Source organism: Vibrio chemaguriensis, assembly GCF_012275705.1.
In the GTDB taxonomy this organism is placed as follows: domain Bacteria; phylum Pseudomonadota; class Gammaproteobacteria; order Enterobacterales; family Vibrionaceae; genus Vibrio; species Vibrio diabolicus.
Window position 1 is genome coordinate 415,556 of record NZ_SHOE01000001.1, and the last position, 16,223, is coordinate 431,778.

At 43.3% G+C, this 16,223-nt stretch carries 14 protein-coding genes; 10 read left to right on the forward strand and 4 right to left on the reverse strand.

What is annotated here, in order from left to right:
- The first annotated feature begins 285 nt into the window (after positions 1–285).
- From yfbV to EX191_RS01945, 6 genes are all read left to right on the forward strand, one after another.
- Positions 286–738, forward strand: a complete 453-nt coding sequence (gene yfbV / locus EX191_RS01920; RefSeq protein WP_193447032.1) for a terminus macrodomain insulation protein YfbV — start codon at positions 286–288, stop codon at positions 736–738.
- A gap of 329 nt (positions 739–1,067) precedes the next feature.
- Positions 1,068–2,033 carry an ABC transporter substrate-binding protein gene (locus EX191_RS01925; RefSeq protein WP_012841583.1) on the forward strand — a complete coding sequence of 322 codons (966 nt, stop codon included), beginning with the start codon at positions 1,068–1,070 and terminating at the stop codon, positions 2,031–2,033.
- Between the two features lie 174 nt (positions 2,034–2,207).
- Positions 2,208–3,143, forward strand: coding sequence for an ABC transporter permease (locus tag EX191_RS01930; protein ID WP_054574798.1), 936 nt, complete (start codon positions 2,208–2,210; stop codon positions 3,141–3,143).
- Positions 3,140–3,934 carry an ABC transporter ATP-binding protein gene (locus tag EX191_RS01935; protein ID WP_005396631.1) on the forward strand — a complete coding sequence of 265 codons (795 nt, stop codon included), beginning with the start codon at positions 3,140–3,142 and terminating at the stop codon, positions 3,932–3,934. The genes EX191_RS01930 and EX191_RS01935 overlap by 4 nt, the downstream gene beginning before the upstream one ends.
- A 141-nt stretch (positions 3,935–4,075) precedes the next feature.
- Positions 4,076–5,902, forward strand: coding sequence for a maltodextrin glucosidase (gene malZ, locus EX191_RS01940; protein WP_193447033.1), 1,827 nt, complete (start codon positions 4,076–4,078; stop codon positions 5,900–5,902).
- Positions 5,903–6,076: 174 nt separating this feature from the next.
- Positions 6,077–7,552, forward strand: coding sequence for a sensor domain-containing diguanylate cyclase (locus EX191_RS01945; RefSeq protein ID WP_193447034.1), 1,476 nt, complete (start codon positions 6,077–6,079; stop codon positions 7,550–7,552).
- A 35-nt stretch (positions 7,553–7,587) separates the two neighbouring features.
- Here the strand turns inward: EX191_RS01945 and dusC are convergent, their stop codons facing one another.
- A complete protein-coding gene (gene dusC / locus EX191_RS01950; protein WP_193447035.1) occupies positions 7,588–8,547 on the reverse strand; it encodes a tRNA dihydrouridine(16) synthase DusC in 960 nt (319 codons plus the stop codon).
- 170 nt (positions 8,548–8,717) lie between these two features.
- Between dusC and EX191_RS01955 the strand changes: the two genes are divergently transcribed.
- Positions 8,718–9,335, forward strand: coding sequence for a YecA family protein (locus tag EX191_RS01955; RefSeq protein ID WP_193447036.1), 618 nt, complete (start codon positions 8,718–8,720; stop codon positions 9,333–9,335).
- A 91-nt stretch (positions 9,336–9,426) separates the two neighbouring features.
- On the opposite strand, the gene dsbB is transcribed toward EX191_RS01955, so the two are convergent.
- The gene (gene dsbB / locus EX191_RS01960; protein ID WP_193447037.1) at positions 9,427–9,963 is read right to left on the reverse strand and encodes a disulfide bond formation protein DsbB; all 537 of its coding nucleotides are present in this window, start codon (positions 9,961–9,963) and stop codon (positions 9,427–9,429) included.
- An 83-nt stretch (positions 9,964–10,046) separates the two neighbouring features.
- A complete protein-coding gene (gene nhaB, locus EX191_RS01965) occupies positions 10,047–11,633 on the reverse strand; it encodes a Na(+)/H(+) antiporter NhaB (RefSeq protein ID WP_005396952.1) in 1,587 nt (528 codons plus the stop codon).
- Positions 11,634–12,272: 639 nt separating this feature from the next.
- Between nhaB and fadR the strand changes: the two genes are divergently transcribed.
- Positions 12,273–13,112: a fatty acid metabolism transcriptional regulator FadR gene (fadR, locus tag EX191_RS01970; RefSeq protein ID WP_005396954.1), complete on the forward strand. Its 840-nt coding sequence runs from the start codon at positions 12,273–12,275 to the stop codon at positions 13,110–13,112.
- 119 nt (positions 13,113–13,231) lie between these two features.
- Here the strand turns inward: fadR and EX191_RS01975 are convergent, their stop codons facing one another.
- Positions 13,232–14,041, reverse strand: coding sequence for a hypothetical protein (locus EX191_RS01975; protein ID WP_193447038.1), 810 nt, complete (start codon positions 14,039–14,041; stop codon positions 13,232–13,234).
- A 313-nt stretch (positions 14,042–14,354) separates the two neighbouring features.
- On the opposite strand from EX191_RS01975, the gene EX191_RS01980 reads away from it, so the two are divergent.
- Together EX191_RS01980 and EX191_RS01985 are read left to right on the forward strand one after the other, a co-directional pair.
- Positions 14,355–15,428: a hypothetical protein gene (locus tag EX191_RS01980; RefSeq protein ID WP_109169751.1), complete on the forward strand. Its 1,074-nt coding sequence runs from the start codon at positions 14,355–14,357 to the stop codon at positions 15,426–15,428.
- 10 nt (positions 15,429–15,438) lie between these two features.
- Positions 15,439–15,786: a hypothetical protein gene (locus EX191_RS01985; RefSeq protein ID WP_242446589.1), complete on the forward strand. Its 348-nt coding sequence runs from the start codon at positions 15,439–15,441 to the stop codon at positions 15,784–15,786.
- Positions 15,787–16,223 lie beyond the last annotated feature (437 nt).

A 16,223-nucleotide genomic window follows, 5' to 3' on the forward strand; every position in this document is an offset into this window, starting at 1 on the left:
GAATAGCCGATACCCAGAAGGCTGCGTACTAATCCTGGTCAAAAATTGTTCTAATTCCATATAAAGAAATAGTGATGAACCCATCCATCACTATGATGCGATCCGTGCAGATAGATATCTCGGAGTTGCTTAAATTGTAAATAACAGCAACAATGAGATTGAGGGTCTGCAAAGGATAGCGATAATAAGCAATGATAACAAAAAAAATTTGAAAGAATATTAACTTTCATCAATTTTCTGTACCTTCAGTTGAAATGTTCAACTATTTTTTAGTGAGAGAGCGGTATGAGTAATAAAGTCGGATTGATCCATAGCCTGAAAGATGGCCAGAATTACATGGAGATCTGGCCGGTTCGTAAAGAGCTAAGCGCCATATTTCCGGAACAGCGTATCATTAAGGCGACTCGCTTTGGCATTAAAGTCATGCCAGCCGTTGCTGCGATCAGCGTACTCACTCAAATGGCATTCAACAATTACCACGCGTTACCTCAGTCTATTGTTGTCGCCTTGTTTGCGATTAGCTTGCCACTCCAAGGGATTTGGTGGCTTGGTACTCGATCCAACACGAAATTGCCGCCTTCTCTGGCGTCTTGGTATCGGGAACTGCATCAAAAAATTGTGGAAACAGGTTTTGCACTAGAGCCTGTTAAAGCTCGCCCTCGTTATAAAGAGCTTGCGATAATACTGAACCGAGCGTTTCGCCAGCTCGATAAGTCGTCACTAGAGCGTTGGTTCTAATTTAAATTGTTTGAAATGGAGTGTGCACTAGCCGCTCCATTTTTGATCCTGCCTCTATTACCTACTTTGACGGTCGTTGATGAAGCGAGCGAAGCTTTGTTTACCAAAGATTCTTTCCGGATGAAGAAGTCCCCCGATCACAAATGTTGCTTTAGTGTTAAATCTTTCTTTTCTTTACTAAGACTTAGTAGTAATAATAAAAACAAGATGCGCAAGAAGTGCACAGTTATACGAACACAACATTACCCCCTTCAAACATTTGAATTCACGAGTCGATATTCATGTTGAATGCTCGCGAAACAAGGACGAAGTCACATCAAGGAGTTATGATGAAAACGAAACGTTTATTAGCCACTGCCGTTCTATCTGCTACTGCTATTTTCTCTTCTGCCAATGTACTGGCCGCCACTGCAACCGTTGCAGTTTCACAAATTGTCGAACACCCGGCGTTAGACGCGACGCGCCAAGGATTGCTTGATGGTTTGAAAGCGAAAGGCTACGAAGAAGGCAAAAATCTAGAATTTGATTATAAGACCGCACAGGGTAATCCAGCGATTGCGGTGCAAATTGCCCGTCAGTACGTCGGTGAAAATCCTGATGTGTTAGTGGGCATCGCGACACCTTCGGCACAAGCTTTGGTGTCGGCTACTCGCTCTATTCCTGTTGTCTTTACTGCGGTAACAGATCCGGTTGGTGCGAAATTGGTTAAGTCGATGGAACAACCAGGCAAAAACGTAACTGGCCTGTCTGATCTTTCACCCGTTGCTCAGCATGTCGATCTCATCCAAGAAATTCTTCCTCAGGTGAAAAGCATCGGGGTTGTATTTAATCCCGGTGAAGCTAATGCCGTGACTTTAGTTGAATTACTAAAAGAAAGCGCAAAAGCAAAAGGCATACAAGTGGTTGAAGCGACCGCACTAAAAAGTGCTGATGTTCAGTCTGCGACTCAAGCGATTGCAGCGAAATCAGACATTCTTTACGCCCCAACAGACAATACAGTTGCAAGTGCGATTGAAGGGATGATTGTGGCAGCGAATCAAGCGAAGAAACCTGTATTTGGTGGCGCGACGTCGTATGTCGAAAAGGGTGCAATTGCAGGCTTAGGTTTTGACTACTACCAGGTTGGTGTACAAACCGCGGATTACGTGGCGGCGATTCTTGATGGTCAAGAACCAGGCAAGCTGGATGTAAAAGTCGCGACGGGCTCTGACCTTGTAATTAATGAAAGCGCAGCATCTAAGCTCGGTATCAAGCTGCCAAGTTCTGTGGTTGAACGTGCGACAAGCATGCAATAAGTAACGCTTTTTGGGGTTAAGCCTGTCACGTTGGTTGGTAGAGGCTTGCCCCAAAATTGATACTCGCCGGACTTCTCGTGTAGAGCATTCTGCTAGAGAAGAAGGGGAGTATACGTTAGAAGTCTTAAGTTCAGGTTGGTATTAGCCAGCCTGAGCATGCAGAAAGGAGCAGTTATGTCTGCATTTGCTTTTTTTGGCGCACTCGAAATTGGCTTGATTTATGGCCTAGTCGCTCTGGGTGTGTATCTTACGTTCCGTGTTCTCGATTTTCCCGATTTGAGTGTGGATGGCAGCTTTCCAATGGGAGCTGCGGTGGCTGCAACGGCGATTGTAGCAGGTATTAATCCTTGGCTTGCGACAATAATGGCGATGATAGCTGGTAGTATGACGGGGTGGGTAACCGCTTTTCTGGCTGTTCGGTGTGGTATTTTGCACCTGTTAGCTTCCATTCTTACCATGATCGCGGCATTTTCAATCAATATTCGTATTATGGGCAAACCTAATATGGCGTTGCTTGGAGAGGATACGATTCTCACTCCGTTTGAAGCCTTGGGCGATCCGATGTTCATTCGTCCTCTGGTTGTTGGGGTCTTAGTTCTTTTGTCCGCTTTCTTTGTCATTCGCCTGCTGAACAGCGACTTTGGTCTTGGTTTACGAGCCACGGGCGTTAATGCGCGTATGGTTTCTGCGCAAGGGGCGAGCACTGGTTTTTATACCTACTTTGGGTTGGCTTTATCTAACGGTTTTGTCGGATTCGCAGGCGCGTTGTTTGCACAAACGAACAGCTTTGCAGATGTGACCTCTGGCGTGGGCACCATTGTGGTTGGTTTGGCTGCTGTGATTTTGGGCCAGACCCTTATTCCCGGGCGAAAAATTTGGGTTGCGGTATTTGCTGTCATCATCGGTTCGGTGCTTTATCGTCTTGCTGTAGCTTTCGCTTTGAGCTCTGGCATGTTTGGTTTGCAAGCATCAGACCTCAACCTTGTCACCGCAGTATTGGTGGCTGTCGCGCTTATTGCTCCAAAATTAAAACAGAGCATGAGAGCGAAACAACGCGTTACCGATGCTAAACAAGCGGCATCAAAAAATGGTTCGGGGGAGGCGTTATGATTGAACTTAATAACATTCAGGTCACGTTCAACCCAGGGACGATTTTAGAAAATCGTGCATTGAAAGGCGTCTCGTTAGAGGTTCCAGAGCATCAATTTCTTACCGTGATTGGTTCTAATGGCGCAGGAAAATCGACGTTGCTTGGCGCGGTAACAGGTGAGACGCCGATGATAGGTGGCCAGGTGATCATTGATGGCAAAGACGTTACCAAGCAGACGGTTGCCCAGCGTGCGACGCAATGCGCACGAGTGTTTCAAGATCCATTGGCCGGAACCTGTGGAGAGCTAACGATAGAAGAGAACATGGCTTTAGCGTACATGCGTGGTAAAAAACGCAGTTGGGGTTTGGCGCTTTCAGCTAAACGTCGCAAGCTGTTCCAAGAGCGAATTAGCATCCTAGGGCTTGGTTTAGAAGATCGTTTGGGCGATAGCATTGGCTTACTGTCCGGTGGACAACGACAAGCCGTTAGCCTTGTGATGGCGACGTTATCGGAGAGTAAGTTGTTATTGCTTGATGAACACACGGCTGCGCTTGATCCTCGTATGGCGGCGTTTGTTATCGACTTAACTAAACGTATTGTCGATGAGTTCGATTTAACCGTGATGATGGTGACGCATTCGATGAAAGACGCATTAGCATGTGGCGATAGGACCGTAATGCTTCACCAAGGTGAAATTGTGCTTGATGTGGCTGGAGAGCAGCGCGCTAACATGCAAGTACCAGACTTGTTGGATATGTTCTCCAAAGTGCGTGGTGAAGAGCTTGCAGATGACAGTCTCTTGTTGAACTAAGCAGTATCCTACCTGTCACTACGCCTACTAAGTGTGATCCTCCTTGGGAAAATTGGCTGATATGTCAACTCTCAAGGAGGATTTCTTGTCTCTCATTCTTCAATAACATAGTGGCATATCCGATGACGAGGAGTGCCCATAATGAACCTGCCATTTATCTTTCATAGTCAAACTATTGATGGTTTAGCTTTTAATCAAGAGCAAGTCACAGTCAGACTGAAAACCGAGACATTGGATTTTGATTCCGTATATGTGCGTCTTGAGCCGGACAATGAAGAATATCTGGTCGACATGACTCAAGTAGGAACTGCTGGGGAATTGTTACTATGGGAAGCATCGTTCCGACCAAATCGAGATCGAGATGTCACACATTATGTGTTTAAGCTCCTTAAAGACGGGCAACAATACTGGCTTGATGCACGAGGCGTACAAAAGCGTATTCCACCCAAAGAGTTCCACTTTAAGTTGAATGTAAACCATCAACCACCAAGCTGGGTCCAAGAGCAAGTGTTCTATCAAATATTTCCTGACCGTTTTTCTGCTAGTAAAAGTGAATCTGACATTCGTAAAGCTTATGTTCAGCATGATTCAGAAGCGATCATTAAATCGTGGGGAGAAGCGGTAGGCTCTCACCAAAATACCGGGGCACGTGAATTCTTTGGCGGCGACCTCAAAGGTGTAGAACAAAAGTTGGACTATCTTGAACAGCTCGGCGTTACTGCGCTTTATTTTAATCCGATCTTTTCTTCACCAAGTAATCATAAATACGACACCACCGATTATTTCACTGTTGACCTTATGTTCGGCACCAATGATCAGTTTGCTGAACTGTGTGAGAAAATCCGTGGTAAGAATATGAAGATTGTCTTAGACGCGGTGTTTAACCACACGTCAGTGCATCATCCTTGGTTTGATATCCAACAAAAAGGAGAAGGGGCGTATGGCAATCCGCAGTCAAAGTTCCGCGATTACTACTTTTTTGAAGGCGAAACCAATCACTATATTGGTTGGAAGGGCATTGGTAACTTACCGGTTCTGAACTTCGAAAATGAACAAGTGCGTGACTATATCTATCAAAGCGAAGCATCTGTCATTAAGCACTGGCTTAAGCCACCATACTCAGTCGATGGTTGGCGATTTGATGTTATTCATATGCTTGGCGAAGGAGAGGGAGCGAAAAACAATGCTCATTATGTTGAAGCGTTTCGCCATGCGACGAAGTCAGTCAATCCGAATGCCTATGTGCTAGGTGAGCACTTTTTTGAAGCAACACAGTGGCTGCAAGGTGACCAAGAAGATGGGGCGATGAACTACTACGGTTTTGCTCATCCAGTTCGAGCTTTTATCGCGCAGCAAGATATTATGTATGAACCAATCAACATTGATGGTTTGGAGTTTAAAGCATGGTTGGACGAAGCCAGAGCAAAAATTCCATTTTCGAATCAGCTATCGCAGCTAAATCAACTCGATAGTCATGATACTGCTCGTTTTATCACACTGGTTGATGGTGATAAGCGTAAAATGAACATCGCACTTGCTCTGCTCATGACATACGTCGGTACACCTTGTATTTACTATGGGAGTGAAGTCGGACTAGAGGGAGGGCTGGACCCGGATAATCGTCGCTGTTTCCCTTGGAATGAAATCGAAAACTCAGCATGGCTGTCGATTTACAAGCAATGGATTTCGATACGTAAACAGTACAAGTCTTTACAGTCTGGTAGCATTCAATGGCTGCATTGCGATACCAACGAGCTGGCTTATGCGCGCGTACTTGGAAGTGAAGCGATCGTTGTTGTGATGAATCTAAGTGGCGATGAGTGTTCAATTGACTTGCCTCTGTGGCAACTTGGTTTGGAGGCTGCCCACCTTTCGTCATTGCTGGATGGACGCGAACTTATTGATTATAAGAGTCATATCTCTGTCAATATGTCGGCACAGAGCTGCAAATTATGGCGACTAAAGTGACACCACACTCTATATTGATTAAACTCCTTTAATATATAAACGGTCTCAAACAGCGCGCACTCATTTGTTTGGTCTCTTGTTATCTGGTGCTGTATTGCATGCGTCACCAGATAACGAGTATCAATTTAACAGCTGTCGTAAGAGACTATTGACCTTTCATATGCATGGTACTCAATGGTAAACCAAAGGCGATTTAGCCTCTCATTTGTCATCTTTTTTCCTCTGGCACTATTTGTAGTGATTTTACTCGTTACAACGAAAAATTACTATGATGCGGTTAACCGCTATATTGATTCAGAGTATGCACGTATTGATCGTGCCATGTCCCGTGGTATTAAAGTTCTCACCGCCTTAGATTACAGCTTTACTAATTATACGAATTACGCTAACCCATTGTCTGAAGAGCACAATTCTTTAGTCAAAAAGGGGATTTGTTATATTTGGCCGATAGACGTTTTGTTGCTAGAGAGTGTCTATAGTGAGGGGTTACCTGCGGTTGATCTTGATTACATGATAGTGGGCGATGAAAGCTTATGTCAGCAAGGTTCAACGATTAACCAATCAGCTGAACAAAAGGCGGGTTTTGCACCGTCATTGTCTTTTCTGCACGATATTGAATCCCACATCGTTGGTATTCATTACATCGATAAGCGTGGTTACGTTATTTCGTCTCCTGACACGTACGCGAAAAACTTCACTAGAGAGCTTTGGTCAACGCTAAAAGCGCGCCCATTTTGGCAAAAAACCGCACAAGATAAAGTGAACATCACCTTGGCCGGACCTGGGCCGACGTTGGATTCGATGGAAGGTCAAACCATTAGTTTGACAGTGCCTGTTTACGAAAAAGGGAGGCATCAAGGAGTGCTGTCCATTGATTTTGATGTCAATGCGTTGATGGCTTCGTCGCTAGGTCTTGTTGGTAAGTTACATTTGGTTTCCAATTTACAATCCATTCCTTCAAACAGTACACGGATCAAACCAGTCGAGTTAGAGCGATTGAGTGCGAATCACAGCATGTACTACGAGTATAACCTTTGGGATGAAGCTAAGAACCTAGCGGTTTTCGAAAAATACAGCCTTATTGTTGCGATCTCTATTTACATTTTGAGCACAGTCGTATTGTTCTATGTGAATATGCATAGTGAGCGACGTTATTTCAAAGATCTCGCCGCCAGAGATCCGATGACGAGCTTGTTGAACCGTCGAGGAATGCAAACCGTGTGGCGCAATAAGATGACGAAAAAACAGGTTGCATTAGCAGTGTTCGATATTGATAACTTCAAGAAGATCAATGATACCTATGGTCATGATGTCGGCGATTCTGCGATTCAGCTAGTTGCAAAATGTATACGTGAAAATATTCGCCACACCGATGTCGCCTCAAGATTTGGTGGTGAAGAGTTCGTGTTGGCCATTTACGACGAAGACTCGGAAGGCATTAAGCTAATTCTAGAGCGGGTAAAAAAAGCCATAGACGAACGCTCGACACGCGTGACTAAAGAAGGTTTTACGATCTCTGGCGGTGTGGTGTTCAGTAAAGAGAACCGAGTGGAAAGCTTTGATGAGTTATTTAAAGCGGCGGATGAAAAGTTATATCAAGCCAAGAGTACAGGCAAAAATAAGATTTGCTACGAAGACCTAAGCGCTTAAAGGGCGAGCAGTTCGCCCTTTGCAATACTCGGGTTTTATGCAACCTGAGAATTTAACTCATCACGATAACGTTGAATATGCTCAACAATCGGCGCGGCTTTGTTAAACGTTCGGATTTCTCTGAATAGATCTTTTGCTTCAGGATAGGCCTGACGTAAGTAAGAGAACCATTGTTTTACGCGATTTGGATAGTACAAACCTTTGTCGCCTTTCATCTCAAACTTGGAGTAGTAGATCAGTAGCTCAACCACTTCGGGCCATGACATTGGCTGGTGGTTGTGTTTTACCATATTGCCCAAGTTAGGGATATTGAAAGCGCCGCGGCACACCATCAAAGAGTCAACGCCAGTCGTTTCAATGCAACGTTGACCGTCCTGGTAATTCCAAATTTCGCCATTCGCAATAAGCGGAATATCAAAACGTTCGCGAATTTGGTTGATGTAATCCCATTTTATCTCAGAAGCTTTGTAACCACCTTGTTTAGTACGTGCGTGTACTGTTAATTCATTTGCGCCAGCAGACTGAATGGCATCGACAATTTCAAAACAATCTTCAGGGTTCTCCCAGCCAAGACGAATTTTTGCGGTCACAGGAATGGTCTCAGGAACAGCTTCTCGACAAGCTTTAACCACACGGTGAATTAGCTCAGGATGCTGAAGTAGAGCAGCACCACCCTTACTTTTATTGACCATTTTGGCTGGGCAACCAAAATTTATATCGATGCCTCTAGCGCCAAGGCTTGCCGCTTTAATTGCGTTCTCAGCCATCCAGTTTGGTTCTTGTCCTAACAATTGCACATGTAACGGCACACCTGATGCGGTTTGAGAACCTTGCAACAGCTCCGGGCATAAACGGTGAAATACATGATCGGGCAATAACTGGTCGATGACTCGAACAAATTCCGTAACACATAGGTCATAGTCGTTTATCTCGGTCAGGATTTGGCGCATCAAATGGTCTAAAACGCCTTCCATTGGGCCTAGTACAACTCGCATAGTTTGCCTAATACAGTTTGGTGATAAAAAGGAGGGCGATTGTAGCGATGTCAGCTAAGTTTGTCATTAAAAGACTCAAAGCACTCAATACAGTCAAACTCGCAACTCCCGGTTACGTGCTTTTATGCTCTGAGGTATAATGCCGCCAAATTTATGGGAAACCAGATGTCATGCAATACACATTGATTGAGAAAGGCGAAATTCACATCGATGAATCTTGCCTATTTATCGAAGGCGCAGTGCTCGCTGCTAATCTGACGACAAAACCACTCGCTCCTGAAAGGTGGTTAGAGCCGCTATTAGGTGAGGGATTCAAAGCGATTCAACCGGCAGTAGAAGAGCAAATTCACAAGCAGCACAACCGAATTCAACGAAACGAATATTCCGTGCTAGAGCTAACAGGCAAAGAACCTGAACAACTTGCTGATTTTGCCGAAGGCTTTATGTCTGTTTGGCCAATGATTGAAGAACAATGGCAAGACGTTGAGCTCAATGATGGATTGCAGCGTATGCTACAAGCATTACTGACCACTTTGATGCTGGCTATCGATGAGTCGGCAACGCAGCAACAGATGCGCGACGCCGGTATTGAAACGCCTCCAGCTCTTGCAGACTTGATCGACCAGCTTGATTTGATGGTCGGTGAAGTGGCGTTAGGTGCGGATGAGTTGATGGTAGGCAATAAGGCTCAAAGCCTAAACCCATTCAAAGGTATCGGGCGCAATGATCCTTGTCCTTGTGAGAGCGGCAAAAAGTTCAAGCAGTGTTGTGGTCAATCACGTGGTTGAGTTAACGTGGTTAAGTTAAATAGCCGCCATGTTTACTCAGTAAAAAGCCGACCATCTGGTCGGCTTTTTTCGTTATCATTTCTCTGAAGGATTAACGAATCGGATTAGTGCGTCTTACTGGGAAGAATTGTGCGATCACAATTAATGCTAAAGCGATTAAATTGCCCGCGAAAATAACTACTAACCATTGTGGCATTGATAAATCGAGGAATTGCCAAACAATCTTCGAGCAATCGCCGTATGCTTCGAACATCCAAGGAACCCACTGATTAAGCGGAGCCCAGCTAGGGAATGTTACGAATAAATCACAAGTCGCGAATGGTGATGGGTTAAACTGATAATCAACGTGCTGCTGAGCAAGCAACAGTCCTTTGTAAGAGCTTAATCCCCAGCCAATCAAACCTAGCCAACGGAAAATTGGGTTATTTGGTGCCATAAGACCAACGATTGCAGCGACACCCACTCCCATCATCGCGACTCGTTCGTAGATACACATGACACATGGTGCAAGCACCATGACGTGCTGAAAATAGAGGGCACATGCTTCAAAGAAAACGACGAATAGCAGAAGCAGCAGCCACGATAAGCGTCCCTTCGAAAACTGGTTAAGTGAATTTAAAATAGTCACGTTTTTGTTCCTGTCTGAAATAGAAAAAGCTCTGAATACTCAGAGCTTTTTAACGTGGATAAGTTTCCTAATCAACTCAAATTTTAGTGACCGCCGGAGACTACGGGAGTCAGATCACCACTATGAGGTAAAATCCAGCCTGCATCGTAGAAAGAAGCCGTTGCAGGCTCTAGGAAGAACATAATGCCCATTAGCCCGACAATCGCAAGAACGATGGTGTAAGGCAGCGCCATGATAACCATTCGACCGTAAGACAGACGAATTAATGGAGCGAGAGCCGAGGTGAGTAGGAATAGGAATGCCGCTTGACCGTTTGGCGTAGCAACAGATGGTAGGTTAGTACCAGTGTTGATAGCAACTGCCAGTAAGTCGAACTGCTCGCGAGTAATGAGACCTTCAATGAGTGCTGTTTTTACTTCATTGATGTAAACCGTACCGACGAATACGTTATCCGACACCATTGATAGTAAGCCATTCGCGACATAGAACAGAGCTAACTGAGTGCCTTTATCTTCAACGGCAAGCACCGCATCGATAACTGGTTTAAACAACTCTTGGTCGATGATTACCGCAACGATCGAGAAAAATACCGCAAGTAGTGCAGTGAAAGGCAGAGCCTCTTCAAACGCTTTACCCATGGAATGCTCTTCAATGACGCCAGTGAAAGCTGTCGCTAAGATGATCACTGAAAGACCAATTAAGCCTACCGCCGCCAGGTGCAAGGCTAATGCCACGATCAACCAAACAGCAATAAGCCCTTGAACCCATAGTTTTGCAACGTCTTGATTGGTACGCGTTTTGCGCTCTTCATTGTCAAAGTCAACGAGGATTTGACGAACGTTGTTAGGAAGTTTTGCACCGTAGCCAAACACTTTAAGCTTTTCGACTAGAGCACAAGTGATGAGACCGCAGAAAAATACGGGTAGCGTCACTGGAGACATACGGATTAGGAATTCACCAAATAACCAACCCGCTTGGTCTGCAATAATTAAGTTCTGAGGTTCACCCACCATAGTGGTTACGCCACCTAACGCAGTACCTACACCAGCGTGCATCAACAATGAGCGTAAAAAGGCGCGGTAGTTTTCTAAGTCATCACGCGTTAGCTCAGTGATCGTGTCATCTTGTGTGTGGTCATGGTCACCAATCGGATTACCTGACGCCACTTTGTGGTAGATAGAGTAGAAACCGATCGCCACACTGATAACAACGGCGATAACCGTCAAAGCATCCAAAAACGCAGATAAAAATGCAGCGGCAAAGCAAAACGCAAGTGATAGAAGGGTTTTGGAGCGAATACCAAGTAAAATTTTGGTAAAAATGAACAGCAATAAATGCTTCATGAAGTAGATGCCCGCAACCATAAATACCAGAAGCAGTAATACTTCAATATTTGCCACCAACTCGTGCTTAACTTGCGCAGGGCTAGTCATGCCGATAGCGATGGCTTCAATAGCAAGTAAACCACCAGGTTGTAATGGGTAGCATTTTAATGCCATTGCAAGCGTGAAAATAAATTCAGCAACCAGCAACCACCCAGCAACAAATGGGTTTATTAGGAAGAATACAATCGGGTTAATTATTAAGAAGGCTATAATGGCAACTTTGTACCAATCAGGCGCTTTACCAAGAAAGTTCTTGATAAAAGCGTTTCCGAGCGATATCGGCATGATAATTCTCTTTATAACAAAATTATGAATAGACACTACAATAGTGCTTAAGTATCTGTTTGTTAGACTTATTAACTAGTCTTTTAAAACAATAACTTAGTAAAACAACAATCCTTTGTTTATTGCAGTCTTGCCAAGTTACTTCCCCTGAACTCAAGCACCGCTCACTTTCGACCGCAAACTCTACACTCAGGCATTTATTAGTCAATAACAAAACGTGATGCTACCGACTAAAATGACTTTTTAAATGTAATAACGCGATCAAAACGGCGTTACTATATCATGAAAGGCTCAAAAAAATCCTCTTGGATTTTAAATGACGGTCAGTGACGAGAAAAGGCAAATTAAGAAAGAATATTAACTGTGATATACAAAGTAATTTTTCATATTTTGAATATAAAATTGTGACGCAGTAGTCTTTATTTCTCCGCAATTTGTGAGCTGTTTAATTAAACGAAAATTCAGATTTTACCGCTTTCACTCGCACGTCAGACCGTCCTAGATTGACATAACATATAGAGTATTAACTCTATATTGTAGAATCGTTTCAATTATTGATCGTAAATTTTCTCAAACCGTTAAGTAGTGGTATGATGAGTAGTATCGACCCTCAGAAATCAATATTGGATAAAAAGTAGAATGGTCATAAAGGCGAAAAGCCCTGCGGGATTCGCAGAAAAATATATTATCGAGAGCATTTGGAACGGCCGTTTTCCTCCTGGCTCTATTTTACCTGCTGAACGCGAGCTGTCTGAGCTAATTGGTGTTACTCGAACGACTTTACGAGAGGTTCTTCAACGACTAGCCCGTGATGGTTGGTTAACAATCCAACACGGTAAACCAACGAAGGTAAACCAATTTATGGAGACCTCTGGTCTGCATATTTTGGATACGTTGATGACGTTGGACGTAGATAACGCAACAAACATTGTAGAAGATTTGCTTGCAGCACGTACCAACATCAGCCCTATCTTTATGCGTTATGCATTTAAAGCAAATAAAGAGAACTCTGAGCGCACAATTAAGAATGTAATTGAATCTTGTGAAGCTTTAATGAATGCTGCTTCTTGGGACGATTTCATCGCTTCTTCACCTTATGCTGAGAAAGTCTTACAGAACGTGAAAGAAGACAACGAGAAAGATGAAGCGAAGCGTCAAGAAATCTTGATTGCTAAAACGTTCAACTTTTACGACTACATGTTGTTCCAACGCCTAGCATTCCATTCAGGGAATCAGATTTACGGTTTGATTTTTAATGGCTTGAAGAAGCTCTATGATCGCGTTGGTAGCTATTATTTCTCAAACCCAGCTTCTCGTGAGCTAGCGCTGAAGTTTTACCATCAGTTGCTAGAAACTTGTGAAAGTGGTCAGCGTGAACAACTGCCAGTTGTGATTCGTCACTATGGTATGGAAAGCGCGCTAATCTGGAACGAGATGAAAAAGCAATTACCAACGAACTTCACAGAAGATGACAGCTAAGCGCAGAGAAGTTAGATGAATGAAAAACCGCAGAACCTAAGGTCTGCGGTTTTTTTGTTTTTACCTATAGATACCAGTTACGTTCCTGTTGTGACAATTGGCACGGCATTGTATAGAGCTTATCTTGCTACAGAGAGTTTGGGCAACGGTAGATACAATGCTTCAACGATGTCTGAAAGGACGTGGTCGTAAGTATTGAAGATGGTCAACGATAAGTCTGATGTGACTCCATAAAGCTCTGCTTCTGTTAAATCGACATGACTTCCTGTCACATAGTTATTTAATGTCTGTATTGAGCGTGTGGAAGCTGGAGAAACGATACTAAGCGGAGCGATAACCGCCAATTGATTTAGCTTACGTATCATAACCGATGCGTAATTTTTGAAACGCTCATTTCCGCCTTGCTCTCCTAAATCTTGAATGCTGATTCGTAACTGAGTCAGGGTCTCCAAGCTATCCATAATGTTTTGCCAGTTCATGTGGTACTCATTATGTAGATCATCTCGTTGTTCTACCGCTAACCAAGCAATCGTGACTTCATCCATCAAGAACAAGCAATGACGAATTAACTTACCATGCTCCATCTGGTTCCTTGCAACACTGTGATCGTTCCATTGTTCAAGCAGTTTTCCTACTTTGATCTGCAGCACGCGATACATGGGTTTATTTTCAAAGCGTGAGGTTTCGACCAAAAGATGCAGTTTGTTGGTGAGATCGTTATGAAGGACTTCTAATTCTTGTTCGTTATTTTGTTGAAATTGAAGTGAGTAGTGCGTCGTAGCTCGATGGCGTCTCAGCAGATGAACAACATCTCGCAATAATGTTAATAGCTGATATTTGCGCGCGTGTTGCTGCTCTCGTTTAGAAGATAAGTGATATATTCCGGCTAAAATAGCGATGGACAATAGTGTGGAAATCAAAACAAACATAACCCACTCCTTGTTAGTGTTTGGACCTAACAAGGAAGGTTTGCAGTTTTGATGCCAAACAAAAATTAAATTAAAACAATTGGTTATATTAAATGTTCTTTTGGGACGGTCGTTATTGGTGCATGGATTCACCAAATTTGTGAATATGGTTGATTATTCGGTGTCGATGCTTGGTGTACGCGTTATTCTTTGTGAGTTACATATTGATTACTTTTTGTAGTCTGATTCAAGTCACAATGTTTAGAAATTAAAATACTTGAACACTTCATATGATATAAGTTGTCTATTTTGTTGATTGTTCGAGGTAATTAATTTGTCTAATAAATTCGACCTATGCTTCAGTACTCACTCAAAGATAACGCTCCCTATCGATACAAATGATGAGGATAGGTACCTTCAGTTTCGTAAGGACAACCCACATATATTTGGTAGTTTTATTCCCGCAGGTACTCCTTTCATACTGAACGAAGGCTCTGTGATCAACATAGCTAAGTTGCGTAGCGAGAGACCTGATATAGCTTGTGCTCTTGATACTGTAAAAAGTTGGTCACAAGAAACCAAAAGAAATGTAGCCAATCTAACAAGTGAGTTTGGCGATGAAAACTTACAAGCGGTAGCCCTCCTCTATGAAAAAGAGATTAAGCCTTTTTTAGATGCTACTAATCATACTATGGGGGGGAAAATCGATGAGTATACTGCAGTAGGTGCTGCCGCTACGGCGGTTAATGAAAAGCAAGTCAGATTGAGTAATTTCGGGAAAGCTTTGCTCAAATATCAAAACGCCTTACTAGATGTACGGACAGCCTCACGAAGTGGTGCGCAGAAAAAGGAGCTTGTGAAGCTTGGATATAGAGTTAAAGAAGCTCATAGTTCTTTGAATGCAAAATTTACAAAAGAGCTTGCCCATTATGCAGGGAGAATTAAAAGTAGCCGCGGTAACATTTGGAGCAACCCGAATAGGGCTGTCAATATCGCGCGAAGCGGTAGGGATATAACTAAGTTACATTTAACATCTATAGCTAACATCCGCTCAATTCGAGTTCTTGAACAAAGCTCTAGTATTGTAGGTAAAAAGATCATCATGATTGATGCTGGTGTTCGCTTTAACAATGTTCGAAATGCCAAGAATAACGGAGAAAATTGGCAAAAAAGAGCGGCAATGGAAGTTGCTGGGTTTGGTGCGAGCAACGCTGCTGGCGTTTGGACTACATCCAAAGTGATTGCATCTGGAATGGGAATCGCTTTAGCTGCTGGCCCATTTGGAGTAGTAGTATTAATAGGTGTTGGTTTAGGTGTCGGTTATGCGGCAGCTAAGATGGCTGACAGTGCAGGGCAAAATTTAGCCAAAGGCGCCTATGAAGTTAGTTCTAACATTCATTGGAATTAAAGGGAGCAACGTGTCTTATTTTGATATTGCAAATATGATTATCGGATGTACTTGGTTAGTTAGTACTTTGCTTTTCATTCGTGTATCGGTAAAGCGGATTGAGAAAAAGATGTTGAAGGGTGGTCATGACCCTGTTGGTTGGGATAGAAATGGCTGGGGGTTTAGATTCCCAATGTATACTACAGTTTTAATGCGAGGAAAGCCTGCGAAAGTCTCACTTGTAGATGATCAGTTAATATTAAAATACGCAACGACATTTGATCGAGCTCTCGCTTTTGTGGTCACGATCAGCTTTGCACTTTTCCTTGCATGTGGCGCGATCATTACTTGGGGGCCTGAAGAATATCGGCTGCATTAGTCGGTTTTTACGTAAAAATATGTAACTTTACTTGTCCTTTCGGCTTCTCTTACACACGAAATGAAAAGTTTGTTTTAGAGGTGGCATAGTTTTCTATTTGGAAGTTGCTATGGTGATTATTGGAATAGTGTGCACTTTAAGTACTTTACTATTTATTCGTTTCTCTGCGAGGCGTATAGAGAAAAATGTTAACGGATGGTCCATGTTCCTATCGGCTGACACAGAAATGGATGAGGGGTAGGTTTCCTAGCATGCGTCGGTACTAGTTCGCGGTAAACTAGCCAAGATATCACTAGTTGATGACCTACTTATATTAGAATTCGTTAGAATGTTTGATGGGATTATCGCTTACTTACGCGAAATTAGCTTTCTACTTATGCTTTTACTAGGGACCAGAAGATTTCTCTCAATACAATCAAGCTTAATTGATAAGTTTA